At 52.8% G+C, this 12,773-nt stretch carries 12 protein-coding genes; 4 read left to right on the plus strand and 8 right to left on the minus strand.

Features of this window, described 5'->3' with window-relative positions:
- Positions 1 to 136 precede the first annotated feature (136 nt).
- The gene (locus AACY98_RS04170; RefSeq protein WP_339801959.1) at positions 137 to 1,177 is read left to right on the plus strand and encodes a phospholipase A; all 1,041 of its coding nucleotides are present in this window, start codon (positions 137 to 139) and stop codon (positions 1,175 to 1,177) included.
- 79 nt (positions 1,178 to 1,256) lie between these two features.
- Here the strand turns inward: AACY98_RS04170 and gph are convergent, their stop codons facing one another.
- The 3 genes from gph to AACY98_RS04185 form a co-directional block, all read right to left on the minus strand.
- Positions 1,257 to 1,961, minus strand: coding sequence for a phosphoglycolate phosphatase (gph, locus tag AACY98_RS04175; protein ID WP_126980987.1), 705 nt, complete (start codon positions 1,959 to 1,961; stop codon positions 1,257 to 1,259).
- Positions 1,962 to 2,081: 120 nt separating this feature from the next.
- Positions 2,082 to 2,774, minus strand: a complete 693-nt coding sequence (rpe, locus tag AACY98_RS04180; protein WP_339801964.1) for a ribulose-phosphate 3-epimerase — start codon at positions 2,772 to 2,774, stop codon at positions 2,082 to 2,084.
- Between the two features lie 190 nt (positions 2,775 to 2,964).
- Positions 2,965 to 3,513: a hypothetical protein gene (locus AACY98_RS04185; RefSeq protein WP_339801968.1), complete on the minus strand. Its 549-nt coding sequence runs from the start codon at positions 3,511 to 3,513 to the stop codon at positions 2,965 to 2,967.
- 178 nt (positions 3,514 to 3,691) lie between these two features.
- On the opposite strand from AACY98_RS04185, the gene pip reads away from it, so the two are divergent.
- On the plus strand, positions 3,692 to 4,651 hold the full coding sequence (pip, locus tag AACY98_RS04190; RefSeq protein ID WP_339801970.1) for a prolyl aminopeptidase: 960 nt from the start codon (positions 3,692 to 3,694) through the stop codon (positions 4,649 to 4,651).
- A gap of 12 nt (positions 4,652 to 4,663) precedes the next feature.
- Here pip and rodA read toward each other — a convergent pair whose 3' ends face one another.
- The 5 genes from rodA to AACY98_RS04215 all read right to left on the minus strand — a co-directional run bounded on the left by rodA (position 4,664) and on the right by AACY98_RS04215 (position 10,648).
- Positions 4,664 to 5,833, minus strand: coding sequence for a rod shape-determining protein RodA (gene rodA, locus AACY98_RS04195; RefSeq protein ID WP_339801973.1), 1,170 nt, complete (start codon positions 5,831 to 5,833; stop codon positions 4,664 to 4,666).
- Positions 5,830 to 7,923 (minus strand): penicillin-binding protein 2, encoded by a 2,094-nt coding sequence (mrdA, locus tag AACY98_RS04200; protein WP_339801975.1) that lies wholly within the window; start codon positions 7,921 to 7,923, stop codon positions 5,830 to 5,832. The genes rodA and mrdA overlap by 4 nt, the downstream gene beginning before the upstream one ends.
- Before the next feature lie 53 nt (positions 7,924 to 7,976).
- Positions 7,977 to 8,489 (minus strand): rod shape-determining protein MreD, encoded by a 513-nt coding sequence (gene mreD / locus AACY98_RS04205; protein WP_339801977.1) that lies wholly within the window; start codon positions 8,487 to 8,489, stop codon positions 7,977 to 7,979.
- Positions 8,479 to 9,450, minus strand: coding sequence for a rod shape-determining protein MreC (mreC, locus tag AACY98_RS04210; protein WP_339801978.1), 972 nt, complete (start codon positions 9,448 to 9,450; stop codon positions 8,479 to 8,481). The genes mreD and mreC overlap by 11 nt, the downstream gene beginning before the upstream one ends.
- Before the next feature lie 163 nt (positions 9,451 to 9,613).
- Positions 9,614 to 10,648, minus strand: coding sequence for a rod shape-determining protein (locus tag AACY98_RS04215; RefSeq protein ID WP_126980994.1), 1,035 nt, complete (start codon positions 10,646 to 10,648; stop codon positions 9,614 to 9,616).
- A 221-nt stretch (positions 10,649 to 10,869) separates the two neighbouring features.
- Between AACY98_RS04215 and gatC the strand changes: the two genes are divergently transcribed.
- Both gatC and gatA read left to right on the plus strand, forming a co-directional pair.
- Positions 10,870 to 11,181 (plus strand): Asp-tRNA(Asn)/Glu-tRNA(Gln) amidotransferase subunit GatC, encoded by a 312-nt coding sequence (gatC, locus tag AACY98_RS04220; RefSeq protein ID WP_126980995.1) that lies wholly within the window; start codon positions 10,870 to 10,872, stop codon positions 11,179 to 11,181.
- A 59-nt stretch (positions 11,182 to 11,240) separates the two neighbouring features.
- Positions 11,241 to 12,737: an Asp-tRNA(Asn)/Glu-tRNA(Gln) amidotransferase subunit GatA gene (gene gatA / locus AACY98_RS04225; protein WP_339801981.1), complete on the plus strand. Its 1,497-nt coding sequence runs from the start codon at positions 11,241 to 11,243 to the stop codon at positions 12,735 to 12,737.
- Positions 12,738 to 12,773 lie beyond the last annotated feature (36 nt).

Genomic DNA, 12,773 nt, shown 5'->3' on the forward strand with positions numbered 1-12,773 from the left:
GGCTTTCAATAAAAATACACGCTTTTTTTTACTTTTAGCGACATTTTTCTTTTCAGTTCAGGCATGGGCTGCAACAGCAAACGACAACGCCACAGCAGATACCTATATTCGCTCGCAATTGCAGCAATGTGCGAGCTTGCCCGATCATGAGCGTCTGGCCTGCTATGATCACCTGGCAACATCTTCAGGCACAGACACCACAGAAGCACCATCGGCACCTGATGCGATTGTGAACCCAAGCACCAATCAATGGGATCTTGCGCTTCCGGCACCCGCACAGCCTGCCGCTGAAACAACCGTCGCGATAAATACGCCAGAGAAAAGTGCAGAAGAAGAGACCTTGATCAAACCCTCCTTAATGGAGCGTAAATGGGAACTGCGTGAAGATACGCAACGCTCACTGTTTTCGCTACAGCCCTACGGCACATCTTATATGCTGCTGGGGCAGTATGGGGACCGCGTTAACCGGCAGCCCAGCAGCCCGTCACCCGGGCACCAGTCCACAACAGCAACGGACTACCGCCACCTGGAAGCCAAATTCCAGCTCTCTGTACGCAGCAAAATCGGGCGCAACCTGATTACTGCAAATGATTCTTTGTGGTTTGGCTACACCCAGGTTTCACAATGGCAGATATGGAGTCCGGGCATATCGCGCCCGTTTCGGGCCACCAGCTACAAACCGGAGGTTTTGTACGTCATTCCCATTCAGTACAAGCTGCCAGGAACCTGGTCCTTGCGCATGGCCGGCTTAGGCCTTATTCATGAATCCAATGGCCAGAGTGACCCGCTTTCACGCAGTTGGAACCGCGTTTATCTGGGAGTCGGGCTCGACAGTGAAACCATGTCTGTTTATAGTCGCTTCTGGGCCCGTGTTCCAGAAAGCAGCAGCAAAGACGACAACCCCGATATCACCCACTATATGGGGCGCGCAGATGTCCGTTTTGAGTGGAGCCCGGTTCATGACCATACGTTAGGCTTCACCTTGGTGAGCAACCTGCGCCATGACAACAAAGGCTCTATCCAACTGGATTACTTTTTCCCGTTGTCCAGCCTATGGGGGTTGGGAGATAACCTGCGTGGATACATTCAGGTTTTCCACGGCTATGGTGAAACCATCACAGACTACAACTTCCGCCGCACCGCTATTGGTTTCGGCCTGGCATTGAAGGAATGGTAAGACCATCAGTTGTCAATCTGACATATCAAAATCGGATATTGCCATTGTGCTGTGTTCCTTGCCTAGCAAAGAACATGGTTCATACTTTGGTAATCAGCTCTGGCAGATCAGTAAGACGGTCAATGTAGAGATCGGCACCAACTTCTTCAACCGGGTGCCCGTGGTTATAGCCATAACGGACCAGCGCAATAGGGCATTTTGCACTGCGTGCCGCACTGGCATCATTGATGGAATCTCCAACCATCAGGGTCTGGGCAGGCAGGCTGCCCAATGCCTCACAGGTTCTCTGTAGCGGCAAAGGATCCGGTTTCTGGCGGATAAATGCATCTCCGCCGAATACGCAGTTAAAAAAATCTGCCAGCCCCTTTTCCACCATCAGCGGTCCTGCCAGCGCAGAGGGCTTATTGGTCAGGCAGGCCAGAGCGTATCCTTGTTCATGCAGTATTTTCAACCCTTCGATCACCCCTGGATAAAGCGTTGAAAACCGTCCGCTGATATGGCGGTAATGCTGCACATAACGCAGCGTCGCCCGGCTGAGTAACTCATCATCGACAGGCGCACGAATGACCTGTTCCAGTGTTTTACGAATCAGATTCGTGGTCCCTTTGCCGACCGTGACAGACACAAAACCTTCATCCACATGCGGCAGTTGCAAATCATCCAACATCGCATTCAATGCCACCACAAAATCACCCTGCGTATCCACCATGGTGCCATCCAGATCAATGACAATCGCCTGGATTTTCAGCGGTCGAGACAACAATAAGGTCTGATTTTGGGTCATAACTCTGTAATTCTATACTTGCTGTGCCTGGTCAAAAGGACAAAAAGCTTTCTGTGACCTATCCAACCATTTTAATGGAGACAGGTTCGGCTGTGTCCGCCATTTTGCAGTAACCATGACTCAGATCATCAATTGTGCACGCATGGCTGCAATCACCTGCGCATAATCAGGCTGGCCGAAAATTGCGCTTCCGGCCACAAACGCATCAGCCCCGGCATCTGCCACCTGGCGAATATTCTCCACTTTGATGCCGCCGTCCACCTCCAGGTCAATATGGCGGCCACTGGCTTGTGCATATTGATCAATCAGCTTTCTGGCCTGTTCGATTTTCCGTAACATGGCATCAATGAAAGCCTGCCCGCCAAAGCCGGGATTCACGCTCATGATCAGCACCAGATCCACTTTATCCATGACCCATTGCAGTACATCCAAAGGCACCGCCGGGTTAAAAACTAGCCCGGCCTTGCACCCGCTTTCCCGGATCAGTTGCAATGACCGGTCCACATGCAGACTGGCTTCCGGGTGAAAACTGATGATGTCGGCCTGAGCCCGCGCAAAAGCCTGTATCAGACTGTCTACGGGTGAAACCATTAAATGCACATCGATGGGCACGGGGTCGCCTTGCGATGTCTGTGCATAAGGCCGCAACGCCTCACAGACCATCGGGCCAAATGTCAGATTGGGGACATAGTGGTTGTCCATGACATCAAAATGAATCCAGTCCGCTCCGGCCTGAATGACGTCGGTGACCTCCTGCCCCAGAATAGCAAAGTCTGCCGACAGCAGACTGGGTGCAATGCGAAATTTCTGCATTAATATCTTTTCCTGCGGATACGCAAACGCCACATGGCTAATGAAATTTGCAAAAAACGGTAATTTTTCTCACTTTAGCAGCATATTCGCTTGACTGCTATCCTCCCCCAAGATGGGACTTGGGTTTCAAAGGCTTTTCTATGCTGAATAAAAATACAGCCCATTCATCAGTAATGAGATGTTTCTTTGCTTAATGTGCATGCGTGCAATTTTGTCCATAACCAGGCGTCTGGGTAGCATACAGATAACTGGCGCCAGCCCAGCGATACACCGGATCACAACCTCCCAGCACCGTCAGCGCCAGGTCCGCATAGCCTTTTGTACGCGTTGGCTGTACCCGCACACCGAATGCAGGGACAAAACCCAGTACTTCACGCCACCGTCCTTGAGCAGAGCGCACATACACGGATACATTCGACTGCATTAGCCCGGAAAAACAGGGCGATCCGCTGACCGTCAAAATCACCTCAGGTTTGCCATCCTGATTCAGGTCCACGGCATCCAGCCGGACCTGGAGCGGGTCATCGCATTCTGGTGCCAGATAGTGGTTACCAACCCGCCGGAGTCTGGCATCGCGCAATATCGCCTGTTCATCAGCCGCACTGATGCGCAACCCGGATGCATTTTGGGCCTGTGCGTTTTCTGATTTTCCCAAAGGCCATACACAGGCAATCATCAACGCAAGCACAATGCTTTTTTGCAGCCACCGTTTCAATTGAATGTATAAAGCCTGTTTCATTGCCCTCTCAAGCGGTTCTCCATCGACAGATGCTGTGCTTTTCATTTCATGTCGATATCCGTATGTTTTCATGACAACACACGTTGCGGTATATAAACACCGTGTGTATGCATTGATTTTACGGTAAAGTTATCTCTTACCCTTTATTTTCTTGCTGATTTTTATTTTAGAGTTGTACATGTCTTTACGTCCGCTTTACCCTGCCATTGATCCTTACGACTGCGGCATGCTGAAAGTCAGCCCGCTGCACACCTTGTATTACGAACAATGCGGCAACCCCCGTGGCTACCCCGTCCTGTTTGTGCATGGCGGCCCTGGTGGTGGCATCAATCCGAATTGCCGGCGCTTTTTTAATCCGGAGCATTACCGCATTGTGCTGTTTGATCAACGCGGCTGTGGGCGCTCGACACCATTTGCTGAATTACGCGAAAACACCACCTGGGACCTGGTGGCAGACATTGAGAAACTGCGCACCCACCTTGCATTGGATACCTGGCTGGTTTTTGGCGGCTCCTGGGGCTCTACCCTGTCACTGGCTTATGCGCAAACGCATCCGGCACATGTCGCAGGTTTGATTTTGCGCGGCATCTTTATGTTGAGGGAAAAAGAGTTGCAGTGGTTTTATCAGAGCGGCGCCGACATGATTTATCCCGACGCATGGGAGGCTTATGAAGCCGCCATTCCACCAGAGGAACGTCATGACATGATTGCCGCCTACTACCGCCGGCTCACCAGCACGGACGCAGAGGTGCGGCTGCAAGCGGCCCGTGCCTGGTCGGTATGGGAAGGATCGACCAGTTACCTGTTTCAAGACCCGTCCAGCATCAGCTCACACGCAGAAGATGCGTTTGCAGAAGCTTTTGCCCGTATCGAATGCCATTATTTTTCGCACGGTGGCTTCTTTGAACAGGATGATCAACTGTTACGCGGTGTGGATCGAATCCGGCATATTCCTGCCACCATCGTTCAGGGACGCTACGATATCGTCTGCCCCATCCGCAGCGCCTGGGATCTGCACCGCGCTTGGCCGCAGGCTGACTTGCGGATTGTACAGATGGCTGGCCATGCCTCGTTTGAACCAGGCATCACGCATGAACTGGTCGAAGCCACGGATCGTTTTATCAACCTGATACAGTAATGCCTGTGCGATTCAGGCCGATTGCCTTTTTTTACGTTTGGTACTGCCAGAAATTGACATCAGAACCCCGATTCCCAAACCAAATGTCACCAGTGCGGTACCACCGTAACTCATAAAAGGCAAAGGCACTCCCACAACAGGTAACACGCCGCTGACCATGCCGACATTGACAAATGTGCAGGCAAAGAAAATCAGCGTCACGCCACCGGCAAGCAGGCGGGAAAAATGTGTGGGCGCCTGCGCGGCAATTGCCAGTCCGCGCCAGATCAGCAGCAAATACCCCAACAGCAGCAATCCATTGCCCAGTAATCCGAACTCTTCTGCATACACGGCAAAAATAAAATCGGTCGTTCCCTCAGGGAGAAAGTACAGGTGTGTCTGGGTCCCCTGCAAAAAGCCTTTTCCCATCACGCCCCCCGAGCCAATGGCAATGGTTGATTGGATAATGTGAAACCCGCCGCCCTGAGGGTCTTCATAAGGGTTAAGCAGTGTACAAACCCGCCTGACCTGGTAGTCGTGCAAAACAAACCAGTCCACGCCCGGCTGGCAGATTTGCTCTTCATACAATGCAAGAAAAACAACCCCGGCAATCACCAGCAAAATACACGGAATGATCAGCCGCCAACTGAGTCCGGCAAAAAAGATCACCGCCACACCTGCGGCAACCACAAGTAATGCGGTTCCCAGGTCCGGCTCCAGCATGATCAGGCCGACCGGAAGAGCCAGAAAACACAACGCCACGATAAAATTCATGAAGTGGGGAATACTTTGGCGCTGATGAAACCACCAGGCCAGCATCATCGGCATGGCAATTTTCATCAACTCACTGGGCTGAATTGTGGTCACGCCCAGATTCAACCAGCGCGTTGCGCCTTTGCGCGTTTCGCCAAACAAATCCACGGCCAGCAATAAGATAACCCCTAAGACATACAGCGGCAAAGCCAGATGCTGTAAATACTGCGGCTTTATCTGTGCCGCAATAAAAGCCAGCGCCAGCGCCAGCGCCCAGTTACGCACCTGTGAATCAAACCGCCCGGGAAAAGCCTCCGAGGCGGAATACAACGTCACCATCCCGGCAAAACCCAACAACAAAATAACCAGCAACAGGGGAATGTCGATGTTTAATAAACAACCACGCAAATAATGCCATAACGGTATCGGTGCCAGGCGATGACTTTTCATGGCTGTGGCCTTTCTTCCGACACAGGAGCATCCGCTGGCATGGCCTTTCGTGACACATCATCGCTAAATTTGTATGGTCGGGCCCAGTTATTCACCTCTGGAACACTGACTTCAACGGCGCTCAACGGTATCAGCTGCTCGGCAGGGATAATATCATAATCGGCTCTGGCTCTGCCTTGCCCTCTGGGAGGGCCGGCATAGCCTTGCTGCACAGCCTTGATATCCTCAGCACTGGGATAAATGCCCAGCAAATAGTAATCTAATGCGCGTCTGACAATCGGCACGGCAGAGCGGGCACCAAAACCTGCATTCTCAACGATAATTGCCACGGCAATGGTTGGGTTTTCTGCAGGTGCAAATGCAATGTAAAGGGCATGGTCACGTTTATATTCAGCCAGCTCGCTGGCATTGTACCGGGCGCCCTGCGCCACAGAAGATGCCTGTGCCGTCCCGGTTTTCCCTCCCGAATCATATGCAGCGCCGGTAAATGCCGTACGCGCTGTTCCTCTGCGAGGCACTTCGATCATGGCGTTTTGCACAATATCCAGATATTCCGGTTGGACGTCCATCTGGACCACTTGATCATCGGCGTAAGCATAGACTCTGCCGGTTGCCACATCTTTGGCATCAAGGAATAAATGCGGGCGATGTTTTGCGCCATTATTCGCCAGCGCAGCCACTGCTGTCGCCAACTGAATCATGGTAAACCGGTTATGCCCCTGACCGATGCCCAGATTAACCGTTTCCCCATCGTACCAACGGCGGTCTTCTGCTGTTCGAAACGCCTGCTGCTTCCACTCTGTGGAAGGCAGAATCCCGCGAGCCTCTCCTCTAAGATCAATATCTGTCAGTTGCCCAAACCCCCATGGTTTCATGAAGTTGTGAATGGTATTCACCCCCATGTCATAGGCCAGCGTATAAAAATACACATTACTGGATGTGATAATGGCTCGTGTCACATTGGTCGGCCCGCCGATTTCTCCTGCCGGGCTGCGCCAGACCCGACCACCCAATTCAAAAATACCACGGTCCATGGTGATGTCGTCTGGTTTGCGTGCCCCTGTCTGCAAACCGGCAAGCGCCATAAACGGTTTATAGGTGGAACCAATCGGATAAATCTCTCCAATGGCCCGATTCACCAACGGCCGGCTGAGTGCATTTTGCAAAGCATCCCAGCCCTGCTGATCAAACCCTTCAATAAACTGATTGGGATCGTAAGTCGGTTTGCTGACCAGTGCCAGTACCTCTCCATTGCGCGGGTCAATGGCAACAAATGCACCGCGGCGTTCACCATATAACTCCTCCACCAAACGCTGCAGGCGGATATCCAGCGATAACCGGAGTGTCTGGCCAGGCTGCGCAGAAACCTCACGCAACCTTCTGACTGGTCGCCCACGTGCTGTCGTTTCAACCTCTTCCACCCCGGTGGTCCCATGCAAGATAGACTCATAACGCGCTTCGATGCCTTCCCGCCCGATATCCTGGGTTCCACGGTAGTTTTCAAATTCATCGCGCTCTGTAAGCAGGTCAATATCTCTTTGATTGATACTGTGGATATACCCCAGTACATGACTGGCTGTTTCCTTGAGAGGGTATTCTCGGATAAAGCGGGCATTGACCTCCACACCTGGCAGGCGGTAAAGCTGCGCACTCAGATTGGCCACTTGTTCTTGCGTCAGATGTGACGTCAGCGGCACGCTGACAAATCGCAACCGTTTATTGTTATCCAGCATTTGCCGGAAACGCCGGATATCCCGTGCAGAAACCGGCACGATGGTGCGGATCTCCTCAATCGTTGCCGATAGATCAGACACCTTCGATGGCGTAATTTCAACCGTGTAAACAGGCGCGTTATACGCCAGCACCACACCATTGCGATCAATGATGGCACCGCGCGAAGGCACCAGCGGCACCACCTTGATGCGGTTGGTATCGGCCCGCGCAGAAAACTGGTCATAATGAACAACCTGCAACCAGATAAAACGCGCAAACAACAGGCCAAAGCACACAAACACGAACAGCGCAGCAAACACCAAACGCTGCTGGAAATGGCGCTCCTCCTGGTATTTGTTGCGTACACTCTCGATCATGGCGATGTTCTCAGTATTGCCATACAGCTATATTGACTGCTGCTGTTCTTCATTTACAAACTATCCTTGCTTGGAACACGGCGTTGCGGCGCAAGCAATATCCAGTCGGCAAGCGGCCACAGCAGCGTTTCAATCAAAGGTGCGCCGATCACAGTCCAGCCGATGAGAGGGTCTCCCTTGATCCAGTGCAGCATGATTTCGATGGCGTGCAATAAAAAGAACAACGGCATCATATGCAGCATTTGTCCTTTCAGATCAAACCACAATACCCGGCGCGCGCCAGCTGCCGCAAGCAGACAGATCAGCACATACGCCATGGCATGCTGGCCCAGCAATACACCCTGATGCACGTCCATGCAAAGCCCCAGCATGAACGCAATACTGAAGCGCAGTTTTCTGGGCTGGTGTACACACCAGAATACCAGCACAACGGCCAAAATATCCGGACGCCAGGCCAATCGCCCAAGCGGTATAAAATTGATGGCCAATGCAACCACAATGCTGAAAATAATGAACCAGGGCTTTACCGGCAGCAAAAGCTGTTGACGTGTAGGATTATCGGTCATGGTTTTCTCCTACTGTCGTACGGCCTTGCACCGCTGTATTTTGCGCAGCCGACTCTGTACTGCCTAACTGCTCTGACTCTTCAATCAACTGGCTTGCAGGCAGAACAATCATGACATACCGCGTGTTGTGAATGCGCGCCTGTGGTTCGCACCAGACCTGTGCAAATGAATTCCCTGGATTGTGCTCCACTTGCGTTACCCGCGCTACCGGTAAACCGACAGGATAAATACCATCAATCCCGCTGGTGATCAGCAGATCGCCGGGCTGGACATCGGCATTCAGCGGCATAAACCGCAACTCCAATGAGCCGGTTCCCGCATTGGTGATCATCGACGGATCACCGTAGGCCAGTCCAAAAACCCCGGTACGCGCATTGGTCACCGCAATGGTAAAGCCTTCGTTTGTCAGCAGTGTAACTTCTGACGTCAGCGGCAACACCCGTGTTACCTGACCAATCACTCCCTGATCATCCAGTACCGGAGAGCCCACTTTGATTCCCTGCACCAGTCCGCGGTCTACAATCAGTTTCTGTGCATATGGATCCGGTGCTTCATACAGCACTTCTGCGGCACGGCCCGTAATCTCCGCTTGTTCACGCAGCTCGAGCAAAGCACGCAAACGTTCGTTTTCCAACGTCAGATTCTCCACTTGGGCCGCACGCAACGATTGCAGTTGCAGTCTAACGCGCGCCGCCTCTTCCTCTGTACGGGCCTGCTCCAGCCCGCTGAAATAACCGTGTGCGGCAGACCACCAGTTCACAGGCTGCCTAGCCGCCCACTCCAGTGGGCCGATTACAACCGAAACCCCTTGCCGAATCACCGGCATCAACTGGAACCGCGTATCCGCCACCATCAGGCATACGGCCAAAAGGCAAAAAACCACCGTACGCAAGAGAATGGATGGCTCCTCTTTAAACAACGATAACGCTGTTGTGCGATCCAGTGAACTTCGTGGCGGCATGTCAAATCCGGTCGGTCCGCAATAACGGGGGGTCTATATGCTGCTGATTAAGCGCCTTATGTATCCGTTAAAAACAATACATCATATCAACGGCGCTTATCTCTGACAGGCTTCTCATCCTGTTGTGCGCTGATGCCTGTTACAGCATGCCAGCGCCTCCAGGTTACTGATTCGAAAAAATTGAATCCATCTGCTGTTCAAGCGCAATGCCACAGCCACGAACAACACATGTCAGCGGATCCTCTGCCACCAGCACCGGCAACCCTGTTTCTTCTGAAAGCAGGCGATCCAGATCCCGCAACAAAGCGCCACCGCCAGTCAGCATCATGCCGCGCTCGGCAATATCAGCACCAATTTCAGGCGGGGTTTGCTCCAGAGCTGTTTTCACGGCACTGACAATCTGGTTGATCGGATCCGTGAGTGCTTCCAGCACCTCATTGCTGGAAATGGTAAAGCTACGCGGAACACCTTCTGACAGGTTACGCCCTTTCACTTCCATTTCCCGCACCTCTGCGCCCGGAAACGCCGAGCCGATTTCCTTTTTAATGGCTTCCGCGGTCTGCTCACCAATCAGCATACCGTAATTACGGCGGATGTAATTGATAATGGATTCGTCAAACTTGTCTCCACCGACACGCACGCTGCCGCTGTAAACCATGCCACCCAGACTGATCACGCCGACTTCGGTCGTGCCACCACCAATATCAACCACCATGGAGCCTGATGCTTCAGACACCGGCAAGCCTGCGCCCACGGCAGCGGCCATCGGTTCGGGCAACACCCGCACCTCCCCGGCACCGGCAGCTTCGGCAGCATCTTCAATCGCGCGGCGCTCCACTTCGGTCGCACCACAGGGCACACACACCACAATGCGCGGGCTGGGTTTGAACAAAGAGCTGGAGTGCACCATCCGGATAAACCGGTTGATCATTTCCTTGGTCACGTAAAAATCGGCAATCACGCCATCCTTCATCGGACGGATGGCTTCAATATTTCCGGGTACCTTCCCAAGCATGGCTTTGGCCTGTGTCCCTACTGCCTGGATCGTTTTTTTGCCATTAGCGCCATCATGGCGAATCGCCACAACAGACGGCTCATTGAGCACAATGCCCTTATTACGCACATAAATCAGCGTATTGGCGGTGCCCAAATCGATGGCGATATCGGTTGAAAAATACTTGCGAAGAAACCCGAACATGTTTATTCCTTTAGTGGACTGTTGACCTACTCAACGGCCCCAATCAATAAAAACTTACACTGCCCTATACTGAAAAGGCCTGCAAAACGCCTCATTTACCATAAAAACGGGATAATACGGCTGTAGCAAATTCGTGATCTTGCTTTTTAAGGCAAGTTCCCCGATTTTTCCACAATCTGCATAGATTGTGTCTTATTTAGAGAAAAAATCTACTGATAACCATGGCTGCTTTAACTATTGAAGATCTCCAGCGGATCGCCCACCTGGCTCGGCTCGAACCGGACCAGGCAAATCAGGAACAACTTTTAGCCCAGCTCAACGGTTTTTTTGAGTTGGTAGAACAAATGCAGACCGTGCATACCAACGATATTGAGCCATTGTACACGCCCTTGTCCATTGCTCAAGATGTCCATCTGCGCCTGCGGGAAGATAAAGTCACCGAAACCACCAATGAGGCCACACGTGACCTGGCCCAACGCAACGCCCCGGCGGCTGAAAACGGCTTCTTTCTGGTGCCCAAAGTCATCGAATAGGCCGCCTGCCAGACTTTTCCCTTTTTAAAGAATATACAGACCGATTGAAGGAAGACCGCATGAGCTCATCTGCTCCATTGCATTTTCAAAGCGTATCCCGTTTAAGCCAGATGCTGGCCCAAAACGAGATTTCCAGCGTTGAACTGGTTCAAACACTGCTTGGGCGTATCAAGGCGTATGAGAGTCTGGGTGCATTTCTCTGCGTTAATGAAGAGGTTTCCATGCAGCAGGCCAAGCACGCTGACGCGCAACGTGCCCAGGGGCATTTCACGCCGCTGACCGGCATCCCGATTGCGCATAAGGATATTTTTGTCACACGCGACTTTCCCAGCACGGCCGGCTCCAAAATGCTGCAAGGCTATATGAGTCCTTTTGATTCCACCGTGGTTGCCAAAATCGCCCAGGCCGGTATGGTCACCTTAGGCAAAGTCAACTGTGACGAGTTTGCCATGGGCGGCAGCAATGAAAACTCGGCCTATATGCCCGTGGCCAACCCATGGGATACCGCCCGTATCCCCGGAGGCTCTTCCGGCGGTTCTGCGGCAGCCGTTGCCGCCGGGCTTACCCCGGTAGCCACAGGCACCGATACCGGCGGCTCTATCCGCCAGCCCTCTGCATTCACCGGCATTACCGGTATCAAACCCACTTATGGCCGCTGTTCACGTTATGGCATGATCGCATTTGCCTCCAGTTTGGACCAGGCAGGCCCCATGGCACATTCCGCCGAAGACTGTGCCATGCTGCTGCAGGCCATGGCCGGATTTGACGAACACGACGCCACCTCGATCAACCGCCCTGTGGACGACTACAGCAAAGCCATCCATTCGCAACGCGAAGGCGCCACGGCAGCACAACCACTCAAAGGCTTGCGCATCGGTCTGCCCAAAGAGTTTTTTGGCGAAGGGGTTGCTCCGGGTGTTGTACAAACCATTCGCGCTGCCTTGGCCGAATATGAAAAGCTGGGGGCCCAGCTCGTTGACATTTCGCTACCACTGACCAAGCTGACCATCCCTGTGTATTACATCATTGCCCCGGCAGAAGCCAGCTCAAACCTGAGCCGCTTTGACGGTGTGCGTTATGGGCACCGGGCACCGGGTAACTTGAATCTGGAACAAATGTATGAGCGCAGCCGCAGCGAAGGTTTCGGCCCGGAAGTCAAACGCCGCATCATGATCGGCACGTATGTGCTTTCCCACGGCTACTATGATGCTTACTATCTGAAGGCACAGAAACTGCGTCGCCTGATTGCGCAGGATTTTCAGAATGCATTTACTCAGTGCGACATCATCGCCGGCCCCATCGCCCCAACCATTGCCTGGAAACGCGGGGAAATCATCGACGATCCGGTCGCCAATTACCTGACCGATATTTTCACACTGCCTGCCAGCCTGGCCGGGTTACCGGGCATGAGCGTGCCTGCCGGCTTTGGCGAAAACAACATGCCGGTGGGCCTGCAACTGATCGGAAACTACTGGCAGGAAGGGCAGTTGCTGCATGCCGCACATGCATTTCAACAGACAACCGACTGGCACTCCCGCCACCCGGAAGGTTTTTAATCCATCCGACACAAAGAAAACCGAACGATACGAATA

It is taken from the genome of Saezia sanguinis (assembly GCF_963921665.1).
GTDB classification, from domain to species: Bacteria; Pseudomonadota; Gammaproteobacteria; order Burkholderiales; family Burkholderiaceae_C; genus Saezia; species Saezia sanguinis.